Source organism: Enterobacter sp. MALB-1, assembly GCF_041021625.1.
In the GTDB taxonomy this organism is placed as follows: domain Bacteria; phylum Pseudomonadota; class Gammaproteobacteria; order Enterobacterales; family Enterobacteriaceae; genus Enterobacter; species Enterobacter oligotrophicus.
Genome location: NZ_JBDPJL010000001.1, coordinates 2,239,474 through 2,263,007 on the forward strand (window position 1 = coordinate 2,239,474; position 23,534 = coordinate 2,263,007).

Sequence of the window (23,534 nt, forward strand, 5' to 3'; positions counted from 1 at the left end):
TTCAGCGTGCGGATATGTTCAGGATATGTGCAAACAGGCTGGTTTTGTCTGCTTAGGTATCCTCGCGGCGCAGGATACAAAACCGTACAATTACTGGCGTGGCAGCGTGATGCTAACATCCAGGCCGCCTGTCGTGCGGTTCGTCAGGCGCAGCGTGCCGTTGAGCTGCGCCGTCAGCTGTGCGGCAATCGCCAGGCCTAATCCGGTTCCTCCGGTCTCCCGGTTACGTGAGGTTTCTATCCGGTAAAATGGCTGTAATACCGCGTCACGTTCCGCGTCAGGGATACCGGGCCCACCATCCATAATATGAATGACAATCTCTCCGGCATGGGTATCATCAATCTCAACAAGGGCGTACTCACCAAACTTAAGGGCATTATCCAGCAGATTTGTCATTACCCGGCGCAACGCCTGCGGCCGCGTGACAATCGGCAAGCGCGTATCCGCCGCATGAAATTGCACGTTTTTACCGATGTCCTGGTAATCACTGACCATACTGTTGATCCAGGCGTTCAGCTCCATTTTTAGTGCGGTCTCTTCCAGCGATTCTGCCGATCGGGCATACGCAATTCCCTCGCGGACCAGACGCGACATGTTATCCAGATCGTTTAGCAATTTGTCACGCAGTTCAGGCTGCTCCGCCATTTCAACGCGAAGTTTCATGCGCGTGATCGGGGTCTGGAGATCGTGAGAAATCGATGCGAGTATCCGGGCGCGTTCCCGCAAATAGGACTGAATACGCGACTGCATCGCATTGAATGCGTGCGCGGCTCTGCGCACTTCTACGGGACCTTGCTCGGCCATCGGTGTGTTTGCCGCCGGGTCGAGAGCATCCACCGCACGGGTAAACTGCGAGAACGGCCGCACCACCTGGCGCACGGCGATCCATGAACAGAGTGCGACCAGTAATAATTGCAATACCAGCACGACAGGCAGCCAGCGGGCAACTGGCGGCATACGCGGGATCAGATCGATGGTGAGTGGTGCACCGTCGCTCAGCGTAAGATGCGCCTGAATGTGGGACGTCGGCCCAGGAATGGCCGTAAAACTGAGCGGATATTTCGCTGAGAGCGTCTCCTTTAAGGTACGGATAGCATCTTGCGAGCGCCTGTCCTGGGGCGCGCCACCCGATGCTCCAGGACCAAGAATATAACGATAATTGCCCCGATCAAGCCGCCAGATCCACCCTGCCCGCTCGCTGGCCGGAAGCCTGTCGAGAATAGCGACGCTTGTGGCAACATCATATTCCAGATTGCCCAGCATGACGGTGCGCGCGCTGCGCATTCGCTCATACATTACCAGCGTCAGGCTGAGTGAATTGGCCAGCAAAAGCCCGAGAAGTACGATGATCAGCAGCCGGGCCAGAAGCGATCGCGGCCAAAGCGTCATTCATTCGCCTCTTTGATGGTCACCGGCATGGTAAAGACATAACCTTCGCTGCGCACGGTTTTGATATAAACAGGCGTCCGGGCATCTTCATTCAGGCGCTGGCGCACCCGGCTTACCAGCAGGTCTATCGAACGTTCGAAAAGTTCGGCATCCCGCCCCTGAGTCAGGTTCAGCAACTGGTCGCGCGTCAGAACGCGCTGCGGGTGATTCAGAAACACGCGCAGCAGGCGGTATTCTGCGCCACTCAGGGCCACAATCATGCCTTCGCTGTCAATCAACTGACGCGCAACGGTATCCAGTTGCCATTCCCCAAATTCAACCAGTCGCCCTGCCTCGGTCACCTGCAGATTGGGCGGCATAGTGCGAAACCGGCGCAAAATGGCTTTGATGCGTGCCAGCAACTCGCGAGCCACAAATGGCTTCACGACGTAGTCATCCGCCCCCATCTCCAGCCCCAGAACCCGATCGGTATCGTCGTTACGCGCCGTCAACATCAGGATCGGCAGATCTTTATGTTTGCTACTGCGCAGCTGGCGGCACAGCGTCAGCCCGTCATCACCGGGCATCATTACGTCAAGCACCACCAGGTCGATATGCTGTTTATCAAGCACCACGCGCATCTCTTTGCCGTTAGCCGCACCGGAGGCGTAGTAACCAGATTTCACAAGATAATCAACAATCAGTTCACGAATATCCCTGTCGTCGTCGACGACAAGGATGTGATCAATATGCTCCACCACAGGCTCCTGAATGAAGGGTAACGGATTGAAAATAGCACATTTCAGAGCTTATCCGCGTCGACTACCGCTTTAACAAAGTCCAGGGGATCTTCCTGCGGTGGATTGTGTCCTATCGTTGGCCCGAAGGTACGGTGTTCATATTTTCCTGTAAATTTACTGGCGTAGGACTGCGGTGCCGGATGTGGAGCACCATTGTTACCCCCTTCAATGGTGATGGCTGGAACAGTGATATCGGGTAATGTCGCCAGTTTCTGCTCATAGATATCGTATTTGCGCTCCCCTTTTTCCAGCCCTAAACGCCAGCGGTAATTGCTGAGTGTTACCGCTACATGATCCGGGTTATCAAGGGATTTGGCGCTGGCGTTGAAGGTCGCATCGCTAAATTTCCAGTCAGGTGATGCCTGTGACCAGATTAAGCGGGCGAAGTCATGCGTATTTTGGGCATAACCCTGAGCGCCGCGTTCCGTGGCAAAATAGAACTGATACCACCATTGCAGTTCCGCCTTCGGCGGCAACGGCTGTTTACCAATCGCCTGGCTACCGATCAGATAGCCGCTGACCGATACCAGCGATTTCACACGCTCCGGCCACAGCACCGCGATGATATCAGCTGTGCGAGCCCCCCAGTCATAACCCGCAAACACCGCGCGTTTGATGTTGAGAGCATCCATCAGGTTCACGATGTCTTTCGCCAGGGCTGAAGGCTGGCCATTACGCGGCGTGTTGTCGGAAATAAACCGTGTGGTGCCGTACCCGCGCAGTGAAGGCACAATGACGCGGTAGCCTTTAGCGGCCAGTGCTGGTGCGACCTCGGCGTAACTGTGAATATCGTAAGGCCAGCCATGCAACAGGATTACGGGTTGACCCTCTTTCGGGCCGATATCGACGTAACCGACGTTCAGATCCCCCGCATTAATCTGGTGTACCTGGTTAAACGCAGCAGAATAATCTTTACCCGTTACTTCTGCCTGGCAGGACAAGACGGTGCCAAGAGATGCGGTTAACGCCAGGGTTGAACAAATGAGTTTGCTAAACATGTTGGTATCTCCGGTTGAGTACAATTCACGGGGATATAACAACACCTTTTTGTATAGCGGATATGTGCGAAAGACGGTTATTTGCAAGCCTGTGTATGTATCTCAGGCACGGATACAGTGTGATACAAACACAGGCGATTAAGCATTACAGGGAAATGCGGTAGCGAACGTAATCGTCAGCTTCGCTAAACTGGTCATACAGTTTACGCGCCGGATTATTTTGCCGGGTGACCCAATAAAGTTTTGACCACCCTTCGCGTTTCCCTTCGGTCAAGAGGGCATTAATCAACGCCTTTCCGGCCCCGATGCCACGGACAGAGGCATCCACAAAGAGGTCTTCCAGATAACAGATCGGCGCTGTTGACCAGGTCCCTTCATGCAAAATACAGAGCGCAAAACCAATAACGTGACCGTCCATTTCTGCGACCCGACAAAACATTGGCGAGCCCGGATTGAGCGCCCTTTCCCAGGTAAATGCCGTGACGGATTCATCCAGTTCACAGTCATAAAACTGCGTATAGCCATCCCAGAGGGGTCGCCACCGGGAATAATCGTCTTCGTGTAAGGCTCTAACCGTTACCGCCATTGTGTCCTCGGAAAATTTCAGTAGTAAATGATTTACAGCAAGCCGGAATAGATTGTGATAATCATGAAAATAGCAGAAGGCAAACAAAAGCATAACGCTTAAAAAAGGAGATCCAGATGTCGATGCCCACACTTTTAACGGAACGCTTAGTGTTAAAACCGCTGGTTGCCGAAGATGCTGTCCAGATCCAGCAACGCTTTCCGCGCTGGGAGGTTGTGCGCTATATGGTGGCTTCCGTCCCCTGGCCCTATCCGGATAACGGCGCAGAATATTATGTTAACAAGGTTGCGCTGCCGGATATGGCAAAGGGCATCGCCTGGTTCTGGAGTATTCGCCGCCAGGCGGCACCGGAGGAATTAATGGGGATCATCTGCCTGTATGACATCGAAGATAATAACCGCGGATTTTGGCTGGCTCCGGAGTTTCAGGGGCAAGGTTATATGCGCGAAGCCAGCATGGCGGCAACGGACTACTGGTTTAATACGCTGAACAAAACGGTACTGCGCGCCCCGAAAGCGGCAGCCAACAGCCGCTCTCAACGGATTTCAGAAAGTAGCGGCATGCGGCTTATCAGAACGGAAAAGAAAGAGTATGTCAGTGGACTACTGGATTCCGGGCTGTGGGAGATCACCCGCGATGAGTGGAATGCCCGTTACGTCAGTTGATAATGCTTGTCCGGCATAATGCGTTCGGGTATCGCGTCTTCATCGTTCATCTGCAACAGATCGCGTTCCATCATGTTGCAGATGGCGTCCAGCGGCAGGTCGTTATCTTCCGTACCAAACGGATCTTCCAGCTCTTCTGCCAGCGTATCCAGCGAGATAAAGGTGTATGAAATCAGCGCCGAGACGAACGGAGTCATATAGTGCAGATCCACAACCAGCGCGAACGGCAGCATGATACAGAACAGATATACGGTGCGATGCAAAATCAGCGTATAAGCAAACGGAACCGGTGTATTGGCGATACGCTCACAGCCGGCCAGAACAATGGACATATCGTTCAGGCGGTTATTCAGGCTGTGGAACAGGATATCGGACAACTGCCCTTCCCGACGTCTTACCGCCAGCCATTCTCCCATAATCAGCAAGATACGATTGGCCGGTGAGTTCGCATTCATCACATCGCGCAAATGTGTTGCTGACAGATAACCTGAAAGCTGCTCTGCCTGTGGCTGACGGCGGAGCGTCATTCGCAGGCAATGTGCGAAAGCAATTTGCAAGCGAACAAATTCCCCAAGCTGCGGATCGTCAGGCAAGGTGTTTTTTACCTCGCGAAACAGCGAGCGTGCCGCTATCATCAGTTGCCCCCACAGCTGGCGAGCTTCAACGTAGCGTGAATAGCAGGCGTTGTTTCGAAACCCCAGGAAGATGGCGATGGCTACCCCCAGAATACTGAACGGTGCTACGGTAAACCTGACGCCCAGCGAGGTATACCACGGCAGCATCAGGATGACGGCAATTGAAAGCAGGAAGTTAAGCAGCAATCGGGTATAGATTTTTGGCAGTACAGAGCCGTGCCAGACAAAAATCAGTTGTAGCCAGTGCTGTTGAGGACGAACAATCATAGTCAGCTTCAGGAAAGGAAAGTGCGCGGCTATTAAACGTGATCGTGCTCACGGTTGCAAGCATGTTAAAGGAACATTGCATTTTCTACCCTGAACAGACAAAAACCGCACGGTGCTGCATTTTTTAAAAACAGAGAAAGTAGTATGTTGTAACTAATTAATGTGCCATTAAAACCCGGCTGACGCCGGGCGTTAAACGTTTAGCAAAGGGGTTTGACCGCCGCTCGCATTCCCTGGTGCAGAATTGCATCCAGATCCCGCGTAACATGTTCTACCAATCCGCTAACCTGAGTGAGATCATGCTCCCAATGCTCGCTGACGCTCAGAACCGCGTTAACCAGTTCGCTCGTGCTGATCTGCTTATCATTGTGCTGTGTCCAGAGCTGCTGGTAGCGCTCCAGCCAGTGTGCATCGTCCTGTACCGGGTAGCTTTCACCGTTACGTTCCGCACGGTAGAAGGCGATCAGCGCCGCCAGTGCAAAGGTCAGGCGTGGAGGCAGTTTGCCGGTGGTCTTCTGCCCTGCCAGCAGTTGCGGCAGGATACGCGTGCGGTATTTGGTCATCCCGTTCAGCGCAATCGACAGTAACTGATGCTTGATGTACGGGTTACGGAAACGCCCGGTCACCGCGCGGGCAAAGGATTCCAGTTCATCACGTGGCAGATCCAGCACCGGAATAATTTCCTCATAGATCGCCTTTTCAACGAATGCGCAAACATCCGCATCGTTCATCGCCTCACCTACCGTATCCAGCCCGGCCTGGAATGCCACAGGCACCAGTGCCGTATGCGCACCGTTCAGGATCGCGACTTTACGCTCTTTGTACGGTTTAATGTCATCAACAATCAGCACGTTCAGCGGTAATTTATCCAGGCGCAGTTCACTGGCGAGCGTTTTGGGCCCCTGAATCACAAACAGGTAGAAGTGTTCAGCGGTATCCAGGAAACCATCGTGATAACCGAGTTCCGCTTCCAGCGCGGACACTTCATCGCGCGGATAGCCAGTTACGATACGGTCAACCAGCGTGGAACAGAAGCTGTTGGCATCATCCAGCCACTGAATAAATGCCGCCGGTAACGCCCACTCCTGCGCATAACGCAGCACCAGCTCGCGCAGCGCATCACCGTTATAATCAATCAGTTCACATGGAATGATGATCCAGCCTTTATCCGTAGCGCCATTGAAATGGCTGAATCGCTCAAACAGCAGCCGCGTCAGTTTCGCCGGATAGCTAACCGCAGGCGCATCATCAAACTTATCACCCGCGTGGTAGCTGATCCCCGCTTCTGTCGTGTTTGAAAAGACAAAACGCATATCCGGATTATGAGCCAGCTTCAGAAACTCATCGTACTGGCTGTAGACGCTGATCTCACGGTTAACCGAGCGGATAACACGAGCATCGCTGACGGCCTCGCCCTTCTCATTCAGACCACGAATAATAGTTGTGTACAGCCCGTCCTGAGTGCTCAGTGACGGGGGGAAGTCGCTCTGAATCGGGCGCACAATGACCACGCCAGCGTTGAGATCGGTATGTTCGTTTAACAGGTCGATTTGCCAGTCAACGAACGCACGTAAAAAGTTGCCTTCACCAAACTGAATGATACGTTCAGGGTAGATCGCACCGGGGAAATCACGACGGTTGAGTGTGTTCACGTTGGGGTCCTTTTATGATTAGTCATACAGCCTGATAAGATTGGTGTGATAACTTACCAAAACTTTACGACCGGGAACCCTGTTTTGATCAATTCATGACGCAATTGTGAAAAATAATCACAAGAATTTATAAAAGACCGATGTCCCATTCATCTCGCCGTCTGGCATTAGAGCGTAACGCGGGATCTCTCCCACTTTTTGCCAGCCTGCACGCTGGTAAAAGGTTTCCGCTCCGCTCCCGGTGGAGGTATCCAGTACCAGCACTGTGCGCCCTTTTTCGCGAGCCACGGCTTCAAGTGCCTCCATCAGGGCCATCGCAGCCCCTTTACGACGGGCTTTTTCGTGAACCAGCAGCTTTGCCACATCTGCGCGGTGGGGCTGATTTTCCGGCTGATCCGTTATCAACTGTACCGTACCGATAACCCCCTGCTGATTATCGATACAGGAGCAGTACGGTACGTTCGTTTCGCCCGACGCTTTCAGCAACACCGAGCCAGAATGAGCGGGCTTTTTCATGGCTGAAAGGCAGCATAAAGCTGACGGATGCACCGCCATTCACACAGTTAAAGAGAATGTCGGTCAGAGCAGAAAGATGGGAGAGTATCTCTTCCCGCGAGAGGGTTTTGATGTGCAGTGGGGAGGTCATTATTGCTCCTTCTGATGAATTCCCCACTTTGCTATTAACATTCTCGTAACGCAATAGCGTCGGACATAGGTTTTTGTTATGTCAGCGTCTGGCCTGGCGCTGCTGTTTCATGGCATACATTTTCTCATCAGCCGTTTTCAACCACCGCTGCATATCATTGCTGGTGTGATCGAATTCACTCAGCCCCCACGAAAAGTGTAAAGACCACGGGTGCTGCTTACCGGCGTTATAATTTTCTACCTGCTCGGCAAGATACTGCATTGCTATCCAGGCCCCCTGCTCATCCGTATCGGCAAACAGCACCGCGAACTCATCCCCGCCAAAGCGGGCTAAAAGGTCGGCCTCACGGAAGGAGGTACGCATCAGGGTTGCCATCGCCTTCAGTGCGTTGTCGCCTTCATCATGCCCATAGCGGTCGTTAATCTGTTTAAAGCGATCCAGATCCAGCCAGCCCAGAGTTAATGGCTCTGCCCGTCGTCTGGCCACAGAAAGCACAAACGGAACAAACTGATTAAAACCGCGACGATTGTACAGGCCCGTCAGTTCGTCTGTCGTCGCCGCACTCACTGCCGCGAATTCGCCCTCCACCAGAGCACTCAGATCGCTTAACACGGCGAGATCGGCCGCTGAAAATTCACGGGGAGCGTAATCAATAAGGCAGAGCGAACCAACATTTACCCCGCCACGCAAGCGCAGCGGAAACCCTGCGTAAAAGCGAACGCCGGGCTCACCGGCCACCAGCGGATTATCCGTGAAGCGAACATCCCGAAGCATATCCGGCACCACCAGCGGCGCGTCGTTCAGAATGGTATGACTGCAAAATGAGATATCGCGGGGAATGCTTGCAGGAGCCTCTCCGTCAGCCGATTTGACGATAAGCGAATGTTCATCGATCAGGTTAACCATCGCCAGGGGCACGTTAAAAAAGCGTTTAGCCAGCCGCGTCAGCCGGTCAAACGCCGGAGAGGTGTCGAGTTCCAGCAGGCCGGATTCACGCAAAGCGTTCAGACGATCCGTTTCATTAACAGGGATGGCGGGTATTTTCATAACGTCTCCTGACGCTTTTACGTTATTAAAAGCGTAGCTTACAGCGACATTATCAGTGGGCGAAAATTCTGTTCTTACCCTCACGCTTGGCCTGGTAAAGGGCATTATCGGCTGCCTGCAGCCAGTCGGTCACGCTGTCCATGTCGCGCGTGGCGCAGGCTATACCGATACTGAGCGTACAATGCACGGCCTCCTGAGCGACATCTTTCATCACCGCAGCGGCATCCATAATACGGGTAGCCACAATATGGGCTTCATCAAGGGTGGTATTCGGCAGCAGGATCACGAACTCATCGCCGCCCAGACGCGCTGGCGTATCCGTAGGCCGTGTCGCCAGATGCAGGATCTGCGATACCGTAGCCAGCAACGCATCCCCTACCTTATGGCCAAAACGGTCGTTAACCTCTTTAAAATTGTCGATATCAATAAACATCAACGCGGACTCACGGCAGGACTGGCGAAGTTTATTCAGCTCGTGATCGATACGCTTTTCAAGCAGGCGTCGATTGGCAATATCGAGCAACGGGTCCATCATGGCGATCCGCTCAAGCTCCCGGCTCTTGATCCGAAGACGCCGCGCAATACTGTCCGTGAGCACGCTAAGGGCAATCATGTAGATCGCAATCAGGGGCAACGTGGCAAACAGCGTTCGCGGCGAGACGATCAGGTCTACAGCCATCCCCTGTGTTAGCCAGCTCACCAGAAAAACCGCCAGCATCAGAACCGCCGCCTTCCTCATCAGCGGAAGTCCTCCCGCTGAGAGTCTGTCTGCGAGCAGGATCGTGGCAATCACCACAGATGGCAGCGGATTCACCGCCATCATGGCGATCCAGAATCCCCCGGCTCCGGCATCAAGGAGCAGGTTTTGCTGTTCTGTGACCAGAGGAACCGGTGATTGACGCGCGCGATACCAGGCAACAGTGGGCCAGATAAAAGCATTCATCCCCAGCAATACCATAAGCCAGACTGAACGTTGGTGCTCGGCCAGCACGGACAGGACGGGGAAAAAACAGAGCAGCGTACCGAGAATACGCATCAGATACATACGTTTGACAAACCGACTGCCGGGTACGCGGGGCGTGGAGCTGAGTTTGTCAGTGGCATTCATGCTAAGATTTTTCCGATATATTTCTTGCGGTAATCTTATTGAGCTTAAAAATACGTAGCAAGCAATTTATCCGCTAATCATTCAGACGCATACCGCATTCTGACTGAACGGATGACATTTTCGCCCACTACGCCCCCCGCTCCGGTTCGGCGACGATCAGATCCGCCGACAACCGCGCACTGGTACGATTTCGGCCTGCTTTTTTCGAACGATAGAGATAATCGTCTGCCTCGGCCATGAGCCTGTTAAAGACCTCTGTTAGCTCCCAGGACTCCGATTTTCCGCTTCCCAGCCCGATACTGACCGTTAAGTACAAGGTTTGCTGCCGCCAGGTAAACGGATGATTTGCTATGGAGAGCCTGATACGTTCAGCCAGGGTAAAACCGTGTTGCGCATCGCCGGAGTTCACGACCACCGCAAACTCTTCACCCCCCATACGCGCCACCAGCCCATCCTCACCCACGACCTGCTGCACTTTCTGCGCAAAAGACGCCAACACACGGTCGCCACACTCGTGGCCGTAGTTGTCGTTGATACTCTTGAAATAATCAATATCCAGAAGCATAACCGTCAGAAAGCGTGAGTGCCGGTGCGCCCCTTCATGTTTGAGTGCTTCGTACAGACCGGAGCGCGAATAGACATGCGTCAGAAAGTCGTAATCCGCCCGCAATGAGACCTGCCGGATAAGCGAGTTAATGGCTGCCACGCTCACGGAAACCATTACCGGGCAAATCGCCATCGTCGCAATCCCGAGGCGCGCCGAGAACATCATCGGTGTCGACAGCGGCGCGTCGACCGCAATATCAATAACAGAGTTAGCAACCAGTATGATCTCTGCCGCTCCGGTAACAAATGTCAACAAACAGGTTGCTGGCAGGGAATACCTTACAGCACACCAGATAAGCGCGGGCAACGGAAAGGCCAGGCTCCCTGCTCCGCCAATGATGACCGACGCCGCAACAGAAACGATCAACGCCAGCACCGGCAGGAGCTGCTCAGGATGGAACCGGATAAAGCGTTCCGGTATTTTCACCGTAAGTATGCACGGCACAATCAACACACCTGTCGAGAACTGCTCACTAAACCAGTCGGCAAAGAGCGGCCAGAACGTCAGGCTGTCTATCCCGTCCGAGCCTGTCGCCCCCAGGAGTGCACACAGCAAGGCGGCAACCAGGCAATAATTAAACAGCCGCAGCGCGTTGATCGGTTCCTGCGTAGCCATCATTAACCGCTTATCACGCAGCACCAGCAGCGCCACGGTAACAATAAAGACCATATTCGATGCATTGATCACCAGAGAAGCCATTCCCCAGTTAGTGGTTACCGCATCGTACATCAGCATGGCGACGTAAGAGACCGTGTAATAGCGAAGGCGGTTAAGGTACAGATAACGGGAAAATACGCCTGCCATGACCCCGTTCAGCGGCCAGAAAAGAGATAATGCTTCCACCAGACGCAACTCTGCACCGATAAAATAGAACAATGTGGTGAGGAGAAAGATACCCACCGCATTGCGTAGCGGGCTTTCTGGTCGAAAAAGTGTGAACGAAGCGATAGCAGAACGCATGAAATATCGATCCATATAATCACTTATGGCGCGTATTTGCGGCCATTAGCATGAATGGAAATAATTTAGCATGCATCTATAACACATACACAACACGATCATAACCTGCCAGTTTCAGGCGTTCATCTGTAACACCAGCCAGTGATGGATCACGCTGACAATGTAGTGCTGCTGTTGCGCAGTGAGTGGCTCCCCCTGCGGGATATTGTGCCATTTTGCCAGACAGCCCCGACAACAGGTGGCGGTAGCGTGCTGCGCGATAAATACCGGATGTCCGCGCATCGGCGTTTGCTTTCCATCCCTGGCAGGATGTGCCGGGGCCAGCCGCTTAGAAACAAAATCTGCGGCATGTTGATCGATGGTGTCGGCCCCTTTGTCCCAGCAGTATTGCCGCTCTTTCGGCCCTAAGCGAAAACGGGAACGAAAGGTTGAACGTGACAAACGAATAAATAACGGCTCCAGCGTTGACATCAGTAGACCGACCGCCCCAGGCGTTGTGTCAGTTGCTCCAGCACTGCCACACCGGCAAGTGAATTTCCCGTCTCATCCAGTTCCGGGCTCCAGACGGCTATCGCCATCTCGTGCGGTACAATCGCCACGACGCCCCCGCCAACGCCCGACTTGGCTGGCAAACCAACGCGCCACGCGAACTCACCGGCGTTCTGATACATCCCGCTGGTCGCCATCAGGGCGTTAATCTGGCGAGCCTGCATCGGGGAAACCACATCTTCAGAGAGATGCGGCGCGTGGCCCTGGTGAGCGAGGAACAAAAACGTTTGGGCCAGTTCAACGCAGTTCATCTTCAGCGCACAGTAGTGAAAGTAGTTTTGCAGAACGGTGGCAACATCGTTATGAAAATTGCCAAACGATTTCATCAGCCAGGCAATTGCCGCGTTACGGGCGGAGTGTTCAAACTCAGAGCGTGCCACAACCGGATCATAGGCGATATCCTGCACACCGGAAAGCTGGCGCACAATTTCAAGCATACGTTGACGAGGCGCACTGAGGCGGCTTTGCAGCATATCGCACACCACCAGCGCCCCGGCGTTGATAAAGGGGTTACGCGGTTTACCCTGTTCAATTTCAAGCTGCAGGAGAGAGTTAAACGGCTGGCCGGACGGATCTTTACCCACGCGCTGCCAGATTTCATCTTCATCATACTGACGCATGGCCGCCACCAGGCTCAGCACTTTTGAAATTGACTGAATCGAGAAGCGCTCACGGGCATCACCGGCTTGATAGCGCTGGCCGTCTACCGTACAAATGGCGATGCCCAGCTTATTACCGCTGACCGACGCCAGCGCCGGAATATAGTCGGCAACCTTACCCTGCCCCAGTAACGGACGAACCTGCGCCAGAATCTCGTCCAGCATCTCATTATGGATGACCGCAGCCACACTTTGCTCCTTGCCCTCAGGCTAAAACGGGCTGCGAGTATAACAGACGCTGATATGTCGCGTCAGGCAGGGAGACGAAAACGCGAAACGGCGTGCAGCAAAAGATCGGACTCCTGCTGCAGACGCTCGGAGGCTTGTGACGCATCAGTGACCAGCGCGTCAGTCTGGCGTGACACCTGGTTCAGCGCCTGAAGCTGGCGGGTCATCTGGTGAATGCTCTCCCCCTGGCTCAGCGTGGCGGTCGAGATATCATTCAGCAGGCTGCTTAAATTCGCCACCAGCCCGGTCACCTGCTGGAGGTTATCTTCGAGGCGCGTGACGGCTTTCGAACCATCTTCAATGCCCTGCAAGGAGTGGTTGATCAGCTCCTGAATGGTTTGGGTTGAGTGGCTGCTCTTTCTGGCAAGCAGCCCTACCTCTCTGGCAACCACCGCAAAGCCGCGGCCCTGCTCCCCCGCATGCGCCGCTTCAATGGCTGCGTTGAGAGCCAGGATATTGGTCTGAAACGCCACGCTGTCGATCATCGCGACGATCCCTCGCATCTCAGAAGATCGGTCAACGATCGCCTGCATGGATTCATTGACGGTCGACATCATGTGATCGCCACCGGCTGCAGCCTGCCTCGCCTCATCCGCGCGCGTGCTGGCAAGCCTCGCATAGCCGGTATTGCCTTCGACGTGCGTCTCCAGCACTGCAATATGTGACGTGACATCTTCCAGTTCCTTCGCCTGACGAGCCGACTGCTGATACAGCTTCTGATTGCCCTGTGCCAGCGATCCAATATTTTCAACCATTGAGGTAGTGGCATCACTGACCTGCATCACCAGCTGCTGCAGGCCCGTTTGCAGGGTGACAACACTGTCGCTAAGTTGCCCAATTTCGCGGTTAAAGCGCATTACGCCAGGCGGTGTGCCCGACAAATCCCCCGCAGCCAGCAGGTTGATGTGTGCGATCAACCGACGCAGCGGTGTAATGACCCACTTTGCCATCCCGAACCAGACGACAATCGCTATCGCCAGCAGCACAACCGGCGCAAGCAGGAAAAGCGTTTGCAGCCCTGAAAGCTGTTCCATCAGCGCCTGCCGTCCCTGTACTGCCTGTTTCTCGCTTACCTGCTGATAGCGAGCATAGTTATCGTTAAAATCAGTCTGGAACGCCTGGGAGGGCACCGCGAAAAAGGCATCAATTGAGTTAGTTTTGATAAGCCCTTCGGCCTGCTCTTTAATGGCTCCATAGAATAGCTGGTAACTGTTTATCAACGCTTCGTCCTTCGGCGGATTAAGTGCAAGCCAGGCATTCCATGCCTGCTGAGACGCCTCCAGCGATTTTTGCGCCTCGTCCATCAGGCTGTGCCAGCTTCCTTCTGAGCCGGTCTCTTTATCCTGCATAAACCAGACGCCCGAACGGTTAAGCAGATCGCTTGCCGCCAGCAGAGAGACGCGCGCCAGATCCAGCTTTCCCTGCTGCTGATATGCCAGCTGATTGTGCTGCTCGTTGCGCTGGGCCTCTTTGAGAGAAGCGGTTAACAGAAAGGATGAAGAGAGTTGCAGTGCGGAGAAAAGCCCAATAATACAAAAGATACCGGCCAGCAGACCAAACTGACGTGGGATGATGCGCTGCGCAATACGGCGTAAAATTTGCGTTAGGTTCATAATTTTCTTCTGTAACAATGCGTTAGACGCGATGGAGTCTACGAGAGAAAAATGACAGAACCATTGCAAAAACGTGACAAAGGCCTTCGCAATGAAGGCCCTTTTTCGTTAAACGCGATCTTTCCATACCGTCTGCACATTACAGAATTCGTGCAAACCAAAGTGTGAAAGCTCACGACCAAACCCGCTCTTCTTCACGCCGCCAAAGGCAACACGCGCATCACTGGCGCTGTAACCGTTAATAAACACGCCGCCACACTCCAGCTCGCGTGAGAATAATGCCGCCAGCGCACTGTTGGCGGTAAAGACGGTGGCAGACAAACCGAAATCACTGTCGTTGGCCAGTTGCAGCGCGTGTTCCGCATCTTTTGCAACCGTGATGGCCGCGACAGGGCCAAACAGCTCCTGACGAAACGCCGTCATTTCCGGCGCGACGTTCCCCAGTACCGTTGGCGCGTAGTAATTCCCCTCGCCGGCGATTTTCTCTCCGCCCAGCAGCAATGTCGCACCTTCTGACAGCGTCGCCTGTACCTGCTGGTGCAACTCATCACGCAGGTCAAAACGCGCCATCGGGCCGATATCGCTCTCTTCTTTATCCGGCGCGCCGACCTTCAGCGCAGAGGCGGCATCGATAAAGCGTTGGGTAAAGGCATCGGCAATGCCCGCTTCAACGATAAAACGCTTCGCCGCTGCGCAAACCTGCCCGGTATTCTGGTAACGTCCGGCCACTGCGGCTTTTACAGCCAGATCCAGATCGGCATCATTCAGGACGATAAACGGATCGGAGCCTCCCAGTTCAAGCACGCATTTTTTCAGCGCCGCCCCCGCCTGTGCCCCGATTGCCGCACCGGCACGCACGCTCCCGGTCACGGTGATGGCAGCGATACGACGATCGTTAATCGCCTGGCTCACACCGTCGTTAGTGGCATTGACCCAGCCAAAAACCCCCTGAGGAAAACGGGCGTCGGCAAAAATACGGGCAATAAGTTCGGCTGAGCCCAGCACGTTAGGCGCATGCTTGAGCAGATAGCTGTTCCCCGCCAGCAGGATCGGCACTGCACCACGCAGTACCTGCCAGAGTGGGAAATTCCACGGCATCACCGCCAGAACAGGCCCCAGTGGGCGGTACTCAATTACCGCATTCTGGTTTTCCACCTGCGTCGGTTCGGCACGCAGCATTGCCGGGCCGTGTTCGGCATACCAGTCACACAGACTGGCCGATTTCGTCACCTCCGCGCGCGCCTGCAAAATGGGTTTTCCCATTTCGCGGGACATCATCTGGGCCATCTCTTCCGCCCGGTTACGCAGCGCCACACCGAGATCGCGCAGCTTCTGAGCGCGGTGGGACACGCTCTCACGCCGCCACTGACGGAAACCGGCGTCCGCCTGCGCGATAGCCTGTTCAACCTCTTCGGCGGTCGCCCACGGATAAGACGCCAGCGTTTCGCCGGTCGCCGGGTTTACAGATGTAGCAACTGACTGAGTCATAATATTCTCCACACAATAACAGTTGCTTCAGTGTGGCTCACTCTGCTATTTCTTAAAAATGAATAATAATGACCACCTTATTCACAAAACGAGAATGGCATGGACTTAACTCAGCTTGAAATGTTTAACGCCGTTGCGCAGACCGGCAGCATCACCCAGGCGGCGCAGAAAGTGCATCGCGTTCCGTCAAACCTCACGACCCGCATCCGCCAGTTGGAGGCGGATCTCGGCGTAGAGCTGTTTATTCGTGAAAATCAGCGGTTGCGGCTATCGCCAGCCGGACATAATTTTCTGCGCTACAGTAAGCAGATCCTGGCGCTGGTTGATGAGGCGCGGAGGGTTGTCGCCGGTGATGAACCCCAGGGATTGTTTGCCCTCGGCGCGCTGGAGAGCACCGCCGCTGTGCGCATCCCCGAAAGCCTGGCCTTATTTAACCAGCGCTATCCCCGTATTCAGTTTGCCCTCTCTACCGGCCCCTCAGGAACGATGATCGACGGCGTGCTGGAGGGAACATTAAGTGCCGCATTTGTCGACGGGCCGTTATCGCACCCTGAACTGGACGGCATGCCGGTCTACCGGGAAGAGATGATGCTGGTAGCGCCTGCTGGACACCGTGAAGTCTCCCGCGCAACGCAGGTAAGCGGCAGCGATGTGTATGCCTTTCGCGCTAACTGCTCCTATCGTCGACATCTGGAAAGCTGGTTTCATGCAGACAGAGCAACACCGGGGCGCATTCATGAGATGGAGTCGTATCACGGGATGCTCGCCTGCGTGATCGCAGGGGCAGGCATTGCGCTGATGCCCCGCTCAATGCTGGAAAGTATGCCAGGACATCATCAGGTTGAGGCGTGGCCGCTGGCGGAGAACTGGCGCTGGCTTACCACCTGGCTGGTGTGGCGTCGCGGCGCGATGACCCGCCAGCTCGAAGCCTTTATCGCGCTGCTGAACGAACGTCAGGCACCTGCGCCTTCTGCATAACGATTAGCGTCACGACGCGAGAGTCAGCCGGGCATCCAGCTGGCCGAGTTGCGTCTGAATCTCGGTATCCAGCCGATTGTCGGTCACGATATCCGTCAACGTATTGAGATGAGCGACGTTGAACAGTGACCAGGCACCATACTTGGAGCTGTCCGCCAGCAATACGCGGCGTCTGGCGTTGGCTATCAAATCACGTTTCAGCGCAGCTTTTTCTTCCGTTGGTGAGGTAATCCCGCGGGTAATGTCCCAGCCATTACAGCTTACAAAGGCCACATCAGGCCAGATGTTTTGCAAAAGGCGACGCCCGTGATCGCCAATGCAGGACTGGCTCGAATCATCAATTCGTCCGCCGATAATCGTCACTTCAATCTGCTTAAATTCCGACAGAAACAGCGCAATGTGCAGATCGCTGGTAATCACGCGCAGCGGGAGGTGCGTCAGCTGACGAGCGAGTTCAATCATCGTGGTTCCCGCATCCAGCACGATGGCATCCCCCGCTTTAACAAAACTCGCAGCCGCACTGGCGATAGCGTGTTTTTCCGCCAGGCTGCGCTGCATTTTTTCATGTGTCGTGGGCTGGGAAGGAATAAACCGGTTAAGGGTGACACCGCCGTGGGTACGGCTGATCACCCCCTCCTGATCGAGCTTAATCAGATCGCGGCGAATCGTCGCCGGCGAGGCATCGGTGATCGCTACCAGTTGATCCACCGTCACCAGGTTGTGCCCTTTCAGGTAATCCATTATCTGCTCTAACCGGTTATATCCCTTCATATTATTCCCGTGTGATTTGCATAGCCAACTGGATAGACACCGTCATGCTCTCAGACTTCGCTTTACCGGTCCACGCAATGTCAAACGCGGTGCCGTGGTCTGCAGAAGTGCGAATAAACGGCAATCCGGCGGTGATATTCACCCCGTCGTAAAAACCGAGTAATTTTAACGGAATATGCCCCTGATCGTGATACATCGCAACGACCATGTCATACATTCCTTCGTGGCACTGCATAAATACTGTATCCGGCGGGCAAGGTCCGTAGACGTTTAGCCCCTGTGCTTTCATCGCCTCAACGGCAGGTCCGACAATCTTGATCTCTTCATCACCAAACAGACCGTTTTCGCCCGCATGCGGGTTAACGCCCGCAACCGCGATGCGAGGATGAGTGTATCCCACACGTTTCAGGAACGTATCAGCAATACCGATCACGGTTTTTACCCGATCCTGGTTGAGCGTATCAAGGAATTTACGCAACGCAATGTGGGTGGTGATGTGAATCACCTTGAGTTTATCGGTGTACAGCACCATGGCGTAATCTTTGCTTCCTGTCAGATGTGCCAGCAGTTCCGTATGGCCGGGATAGTGATGCCCGGCCAGATGCAGCGCTTCTTTATTCAGCGGAGCCGTGGCAATAGCCTTTACCTCGCCCGCCATTGCCAGCCCGGTGGCGCGTTTCACGCAACGATAAGCCAAATCGCCGGCCTGAGCCTGAACAACGCCCGGCTTCAGTGCATCAGGATCGGCCAGCGGCTCATCCAGAACGTTAATCACTTTCGGCGCAAATTGCGCATCACTGACCTTATCGATCACCCGAATATCGGCCTGCTCTGTGATCCCTTTTTCCAGCACCCGTTGTAGGGTACGGGCACAACCCACCACCACGACAGGCGAGCCTGACAATTCGCCTTCAGTCAGGGATTTAATAATGATTTCCGGGCCAATGCCAGCCGGGTCACCCATGGTTACAGCAATGATATTAGTCACTCAGTCTCTCCTCGATAAAATGCAAAACCTCAAGCAGCGTCTCTTTCTTGCCGAAGCCCCCTGCTTTGGTCATTACCGGCCGGAGCCAGGCACAACCCAAAAATTTTCCGTATGGCACACACTGTGCAACACGCCCTGTAATTTCAAACCCTTGTGCGCCCAGTGCGCTGGCCACCGCCATCGCCACATCGCCACCGGAGACATACAACGCATCCGGCGCGCGCGCTTCCAGTGCCTGTCGGGTCAGTTCACCCAGGAACGAGCAGATCCTTTCGCCCAGTTGCGCACGGGTAACCTGATGCTTCTGACAAAGTATCCCGACCTGGTGACGGGCCGCCTGGTCCGGGCAGGTATGGACAATGCAGTGGTTGCCAGCCTTAAACGCCTGCGTAATCTGCGTGAGATAGCCCGCCGTCACGCCCGTCAAAACATCATTAACATCAATGAACACTGACGACACGCCAGGCGCTCCGGCGGCCAGAGCAATCTGGCTCTGAGCGATCTCGCTCATAGAGCCAACGACGGCCAGCAGCTGTTTACGCCGCACAGGGGCAAGGTGGCGTGCCAGCGCATCGCACAGTCCGGCAGACCCCACCAGCAGCGGCGTCTCTGCGCAGGTCAGCGCGGCGGCGATAATGGCATCCAGATCGTCATCGCTTGCCGCATCCACTATCAGCAGCTCCGTTCCTTGCGCCAGCGCGTTCTGCAGCGTGTTTACCGTCGCGGTTCTGGCTACATGGCCGGTAAACAGCTCCGCAATGTCCGCGGCTGGTACGGGGGTTTTTGGATCGCTGGCAAATTCGGTTTCATTCACCGGAATGCCGTTCACCAGACATTTGCCGTGCTGTGTGGTCCGCCCGGCGGCTGGATACGCCGGTGCGATAATGATCTGCCGCTTACCGCTTAGTGCCTGAAGCGCGGCGGTTTCAGCCCCCACATTGCCGCGCAGCGTGGAATCTATCTTCTTGATAAGCCAGCGGGCACCCGCGATATCCGCACCAAGCTGCGCGATTTTTTCAGCCGCCTCTGATGCCCGTAACGCCCTGGAATCTGTATTAATTACCAGCGCATCGGCTGATTCGCTAAAAGGCGTATGAAACGCCACGCAAACCTTTTTGCCGCGCAGCGCCAGGCTGACGCCCGCATCGTTAGCACCGGTAAAGTCATCGGCGACCACGACCACATCTCTGTACAGGTTGTTCTCTTTCATCCCCACTCCGGGTTCGTGCATTCTGTTAATGATTATATTCAATCATGATTGATTATATGTGAGCAAGATCAAGTTATTCAGTTTGCGAATAAATTATAAATTTAGCCACACGATGACCATGACTGATCTGATTTGAGCGAAATCAATCATGGACACAGAGACAGGAGAAAAATGTGGTAACTATCAACAGCACAATTATCAGCGGCGCAGGTGCCATTCCCGCCATCAGGCCGCTGCTCAGTGGAAAAGAACAGCTCTTACTGGTCACAGACGGCAATATTTCGCGTCTGGACGCGGCGAAACAGATCCGGGCGATCCTCGAAGAGGAAAATCGCAGCGTCACTATTATTGATAATGTGCCACCGGAACCCTCCCACCATGATGTCAGCCAGTTGCTGAACGGCATGACGTCCGGTGTTTACGATTTGGTTGTGGGGATCGGCGGTGGCAGCGTGCTGGACGTGGCAAAGCTGCTCTCTGTGCTGTGTCATCCCCGGTCACCGGGCCTGGATACCTTGCTGGCGGGAACGAAACCCGTCGCGCGTATTCCTTCTTTACTGATCCCGGCCACTGCCGGTACGGGATCGGAAGCCACGCCGAACGCCATTCTGGCGATACCGGAGCAGAACACGAAAGTGGGCATAATCTCTCCCGTGCTGCTGCCCGATTACGTTGCCCTCCTGCCGGAGCTGACCACCAGCATGCCGGCACACATTGCCTCGTCGACGGGTATTGACGCCCTGTGCCACCTGATCGAGTGTTTCACCTCGACGGTCGCAAATCCGGTGAGTGACAACGCCGCGCTGACCGGGCTGTACAAGCTGCTGAACAATATCGAAACGGCCTGCGCCGAACCGGGCAACCTGGTGGCAAAACTGGAGATGCTGTGGGCCTCTTATTACGGTGGTGTGGCGATTGCCCACGCCGGTACTCACCTGGTTCATGCGCTTTCCTACCCGCTTGGGGGGAAATACCACCTGCCGCATGGCGTGGCCAACGCCATTCTTCTGGCTCCCTGCATGCGCGTGGTACGTCCTCATGCCGTTGCAAAGTTCGCACAGGTCTGGGATCTGGTGCCAGGTGCGGATACCACCCTGCCAGACGAGGAAAAATCCCATGCGCTGGTGGAATACTTTGCGTCGCTGGTGCGCAGGCTCAACCTGCCAGACAACCTTGAAACGCTGGGCGTACCGCGAGAGGACATTGCCTCCCTGAGCGAGGCCGCACTGAACGTCAAGCGTTTGATGAATAACGCCCCTTGTCAGCCAGACCACGACGAGGTGCAGGCCATTTACCGGACACTGTTTCCCCAAAATTGATATCGAAGGAGTGAGTAATGCGTAACAACATTAAGGGTGTGCTGACAGCTATCGTCACCCCCTTTGACGCTGAAGGTGACCTCAATCTTGCCGGCTTAGAACGGCAGATCGCCCGCCAGCTTGATGCCGGCAACGGCATTTTTTGCGGCGGAACAAACGGTGAGTTCTTCGTCCTGAACGAAGAAGAGAAAATCGCCGTTACCCGTACCTGTGTGGAAACCGTCGCGGGACGTGCGCCGGTTGTCGCCCACATCGGCGAAATCTCGACCCGAGACACCCTCCGTCTGGGGAAACACATTGCCTCGCTGGGTGTGGATGCCGTATCCGTCATTACCCCTTATTTCGTGCCGCTGAAACAAAACGAGCTTGTCGCGCACTACACGGCGATTGCCGATGCGTTAAGCGTGCCGGTATTCCTGTACAACATTCCGGCGCGTACCGGCAACACCATTGAACCTGCCACCGCCCGGGCTCTGGCAGAGCACCCGAATATTATCGGCATCAAAGACAGTGCCGGGAGTTACGAGAGCCTGACCGGGTTCCTGAACGCAGTGAAAGATATCGACGGTTTCGACGTACTTAACGGGCCGGACTCACTGATTCATCAGGGATTTGTTGATGGCTGCTCCGCCTGCATTTCCGGGCTGGCGAACGTTGCACCCGCGGCAATTAACGCCATCTGGGCACGCTTTAACGCGGGTGATATTGACGGCTCCCGCCGGGCGCAGGAGAGCGTCACGCAGCTTCGCACGGATTTGTATAGCGTGGCGTTTTCCCCTGCCGCGGTCAAAAAAGCGCTGCAGCTCATGGGAGAAGACGTCGGAGAGAGCCGTTACGCCGTGGCGTTTGACGCGCAGCAACAACAACAGATACGCCAGACAGTAACAACATTACTTAACTCAATGGCGTAAGTTTCGTCAATAAGAATACCGGGTACTGCTGGTGCTCAGGATTCACTCGCCCTGAAGAGAGGCAAAGATGAATAATTTTACCGCTGAACATACCCTTATCATTGTCGGCATTGTGATTGCCTACATCCTGTTCACCACCTGGCTGACCTTCCGGATACGGAGTAAAAACTCCGGTGATTTTATGGAAGGCTCCCGCGCGATGCCGGCGTTTATTGTCGGGATTTTGCTGATGTCTGAGTATATTGGTGCCAAATCCACCATCGGCACGGCACAGGCCGCATTTGAAGATGGCTTTGCCGCCTCCTGGTCCGTCCTCGGCGCGGCGATAGGCTTCCCGCTCTTTGGCCTGCTGCTGGTGAAACGCATTTACAACACCGGCAAAATCACCATTTCGGGTGCCATTGCCGAAAAATACGGTAACAGCACCAAAAATATTATCTCCATCATTATGATCTACGCCCTGTTGCTGGTTAACGTGGGTAACTACGTCAGCGGCGCGGCGGCTATCTCCACGGTCCTGAAGGTCAATCTGCCGGTAGCAGCCTTCATTACGGCCATCGTCAGTACCTTCTACTTTGCCTTTGGCGGCATGAAGGGCGTGGCCTGGATAACCGTGCTGCACAGCGCGCTGAAATACTTTGGCATTCTGGTCATCATGGGGTTTGCGTTGTCCAAAACCGGCGGTTTCGCGCCGATGATTGAAAAAATGCCAGACTACTACTGGACCTGGGATGGCAACATCGGTGCTTCCACCATTTTCGCATGGCTTATCGGCACCATTGGCTCCATCTTCTGTACCCAGTTTGTGATCCAGGCGATTTCTTCCACCAAAGACGTAAACTCGGCAAAACGTTCAACCTGGGTGGCGTTCTTCTTCTGCCTGCCCATTGCCCTGGCGATTGCCGTGATCGGCGTGGCGGCAAAATATCTGCACCCGGAAATCAACAGCCTGTATGCGATGCCGATCTTCCTGCAGGATATGAACCCGTGGCTGGCCGGCCTGGTGACAACGTCTCTGGTCGCGTCCATCTTCGTCAGCGTCAGTACCGTTGCGCTGGCTATCGCCTCGCTGGTGGTGAAAGACTTCTACGTGCCGATGCGCAACCCAACGCCTGAGCAGGAGTTTAAGGCCACGCGCTGGATCTCCCTGCTGATTGGCTTCCTGCCACTGATTTTTGTACTGCTGGTGCCTGAAGTCCTGAAACTGTCGTTCTTCACCCGCGCCATTCGCCTGTCAATTTCCGTTGTGGCTGTTATCGCATTCTACGCCCCGTTCTTCCGCAGCACGCGGGGCGCTAATGCCGGCCTGATCGGAGCCTGCGTGGTGACCTCCGTCTGGTATCTGCTGGGCGATCCGTTTGGTATCAACAATATGTATATCGCTCTGCTGACCCCTGCCGTCATCATGGTGATTGACCGTCTCATTCCGGGGAAAGCACAGGCTAAAGCCCCCGCCCCCGCTGAAAATAATGGAGTCTGAT

21 protein-coding genes and 1 pseudogene are annotated in these 23,534 nt (G+C 54.8%); 5 read left to right on the plus strand and 17 right to left on the minus strand.

From position 1 onward, the window contains the following. Positions 1-90: 90 nt before the first annotated feature. The 4 genes from ABGB15_RS10670 to ABGB15_RS10685 all read right to left on the minus strand — a co-directional run bounded on the left by ABGB15_RS10670 (position 91) and on the right by ABGB15_RS10685 (position 3,752). On the minus strand, positions 91-1,389 hold the full coding sequence (locus ABGB15_RS10670) for an ATP-binding protein (RefSeq protein WP_215722065.1): 1,299 nt from the start codon (positions 1,387-1,389) through the stop codon (positions 91-93). Next, entirely contained in the window at positions 1,386-2,126 is a 741-nt protein-coding gene (locus ABGB15_RS10675; protein WP_215722064.1) for a response regulator, read from the minus strand. The genes ABGB15_RS10670 and ABGB15_RS10675 overlap by 4 nt, the downstream gene beginning before the upstream one ends. Before the next feature lie 44 nt (positions 2,127-2,170). Continuing rightward, entirely contained in the window at positions 2,171-3,166 is a 996-nt protein-coding gene (locus ABGB15_RS10680) for an alpha/beta fold hydrolase (RefSeq protein ID WP_215722063.1), read from the minus strand. Between the two features lie 145 nt (positions 3,167-3,311). Then, positions 3,312-3,752, minus strand: coding sequence for a GNAT family N-acetyltransferase (locus ABGB15_RS10685; RefSeq protein WP_215722062.1), 441 nt, complete (start codon positions 3,750-3,752; stop codon positions 3,312-3,314). A gap of 116 nt (positions 3,753-3,868) precedes the next feature. Between ABGB15_RS10685 and ABGB15_RS10690 the strand changes: the two genes are divergently transcribed. Continuing rightward, positions 3,869-4,417, plus strand: coding sequence for a GNAT family N-acetyltransferase (locus tag ABGB15_RS10690; protein ID WP_215722061.1), 549 nt, complete (start codon positions 3,869-3,871; stop codon positions 4,415-4,417). On the opposite strand, the gene ABGB15_RS10695 is transcribed toward ABGB15_RS10690, so the two are convergent. The 10 genes and pseudogenes from ABGB15_RS10695 to sad all read right to left on the minus strand — a co-directional run bounded on the left by ABGB15_RS10695 (position 4,405) and on the right by sad (position 15,876). Then, a complete protein-coding gene (locus ABGB15_RS10695) occupies positions 4,405-5,319 on the minus strand; it encodes a bestrophin family protein (protein ID WP_152081106.1) in 915 nt (304 codons plus the stop codon). The two genes, ABGB15_RS10690 and ABGB15_RS10695, sit on opposite strands and share 13 nt — an antisense overlap. A gap of 200 nt (positions 5,320-5,519) precedes the next feature. Continuing rightward, positions 5,520-6,971 carry a tagaturonate reductase gene (locus tag ABGB15_RS10700; protein WP_215722060.1) on the minus strand — a complete coding sequence of 484 codons (1,452 nt, stop codon included), beginning with the start codon at positions 6,969-6,971 and terminating at the stop codon, positions 5,520-5,522. Positions 6,972-7,088: 117 nt separating this feature from the next. Beyond that, positions 7,089-7,617 (minus strand): annotated as a pseudogene (locus tag ABGB15_RS10705) (GNAT family N-acetyltransferase). 81 nt (positions 7,618-7,698) lie between these two features. Continuing rightward, complete coding sequence (locus ABGB15_RS10710) at positions 7,699-8,664, minus strand: sensor domain-containing diguanylate cyclase (RefSeq protein ID WP_215722059.1); 966 nt, start codon at positions 8,662-8,664, stop codon at positions 7,699-7,701. 52 nt (positions 8,665-8,716) lie between these two features. After that, positions 8,717-9,709 (minus strand): sensor domain-containing diguanylate cyclase, encoded by a 993-nt coding sequence (locus tag ABGB15_RS10715; protein ID WP_152084377.1) that lies wholly within the window; start codon positions 9,707-9,709, stop codon positions 8,717-8,719. Between the two features lie 190 nt (positions 9,710-9,899). Beyond that, a complete protein-coding gene (locus tag ABGB15_RS10720; protein WP_215722058.1) occupies positions 9,900-11,339 on the minus strand; it encodes a GGDEF domain-containing protein in 1,440 nt (479 codons plus the stop codon). A gap of 114 nt (positions 11,340-11,453) precedes the next feature. Then, positions 11,454-11,810 (minus strand): DUF4186 domain-containing protein, encoded by a 357-nt coding sequence (locus ABGB15_RS10725; protein WP_152081101.1) that lies wholly within the window; start codon positions 11,808-11,810, stop codon positions 11,454-11,456. Next, positions 11,810-12,736, minus strand: a complete 927-nt coding sequence (gene glsB / locus ABGB15_RS10730; protein ID WP_152081100.1) for a glutaminase B — start codon at positions 12,734-12,736, stop codon at positions 11,810-11,812. Before glsB ends, ABGB15_RS10725 begins: the two co-directional genes overlap by 1 nt. A 62-nt stretch (positions 12,737-12,798) precedes the next feature. Further along, positions 12,799-14,388, minus strand: coding sequence for a methyl-accepting chemotaxis protein (locus ABGB15_RS10735; protein WP_215722057.1), 1,590 nt, complete (start codon positions 14,386-14,388; stop codon positions 12,799-12,801). 108 nt (positions 14,389-14,496) lie between these two features. Continuing rightward, positions 14,497-15,876: a succinate-semialdehyde dehydrogenase gene (gene sad / locus ABGB15_RS10740; protein WP_152081098.1), complete on the minus strand. Its 1,380-nt coding sequence runs from the start codon at positions 15,874-15,876 to the stop codon at positions 14,497-14,499. A 99-nt stretch (positions 15,877-15,975) separates the two neighbouring features. Here sad and ABGB15_RS10745 point away from each other — a divergent pair, with 99 nt between their 5' ends. After that, positions 15,976-16,854 (plus strand): LysR family transcriptional regulator, encoded by an 879-nt coding sequence (locus ABGB15_RS10745; RefSeq protein ID WP_215722056.1) that lies wholly within the window; start codon positions 15,976-15,978, stop codon positions 16,852-16,854. A 9-nt stretch (positions 16,855-16,863) separates the two neighbouring features. Here ABGB15_RS10745 and ABGB15_RS10750 read toward each other — a convergent pair whose 3' ends face one another. The 3 genes from ABGB15_RS10750 to ABGB15_RS10760 are packed head-to-tail and all read right to left on the minus strand — an operon-like array spanning position 16,864 to position 19,823. Next, positions 16,864-17,625 (minus strand): DeoR/GlpR family DNA-binding transcription regulator, encoded by a 762-nt coding sequence (locus ABGB15_RS10750; protein ID WP_215722055.1) that lies wholly within the window; start codon positions 17,623-17,625, stop codon positions 16,864-16,866. A 1-nt stretch (position 17,626) separates the two neighbouring features. Beyond that, complete coding sequence (locus ABGB15_RS10755; RefSeq protein ID WP_215722054.1) at positions 17,627-18,613, minus strand: D-threonate 4-phosphate dehydrogenase; 987 nt, start codon at positions 18,611-18,613, stop codon at positions 17,627-17,629. Then, complete coding sequence (locus ABGB15_RS10760; RefSeq protein WP_215722053.1) at positions 18,606-19,823, minus strand: four-carbon acid sugar kinase family protein; 1,218 nt, start codon at positions 19,821-19,823, stop codon at positions 18,606-18,608. The genes ABGB15_RS10755 and ABGB15_RS10760 overlap by 8 nt, the downstream gene beginning before the upstream one ends. 173 nt (positions 19,824-19,996) lie before the next feature. Between ABGB15_RS10760 and ABGB15_RS10765 the strand changes: the two genes are divergently transcribed. The 3 genes from ABGB15_RS10765 (at position 19,997) to ABGB15_RS10775 (ending at position 23,533) form a co-directional block, all read left to right on the plus strand. Further along, a complete protein-coding gene (locus ABGB15_RS10765) occupies positions 19,997-21,142 on the plus strand; it encodes an iron-containing alcohol dehydrogenase (RefSeq protein ID WP_215722052.1) in 1,146 nt (381 codons plus the stop codon). Between the two features lie 17 nt (positions 21,143-21,159). Next, positions 21,160-22,053, plus strand: coding sequence for a dihydrodipicolinate synthase family protein (locus ABGB15_RS10770; protein ID WP_215722051.1), 894 nt, complete (start codon positions 21,160-21,162; stop codon positions 22,051-22,053). A gap of 67 nt (positions 22,054-22,120) precedes the next feature. Continuing rightward, positions 22,121-23,533, plus strand: coding sequence for a sodium:solute symporter family protein (locus ABGB15_RS10775; RefSeq protein WP_215722050.1), 1,413 nt, complete (start codon positions 22,121-22,123; stop codon positions 23,531-23,533). The last annotated feature ends 1 nt before the right edge of the window (position 23,534 follow it).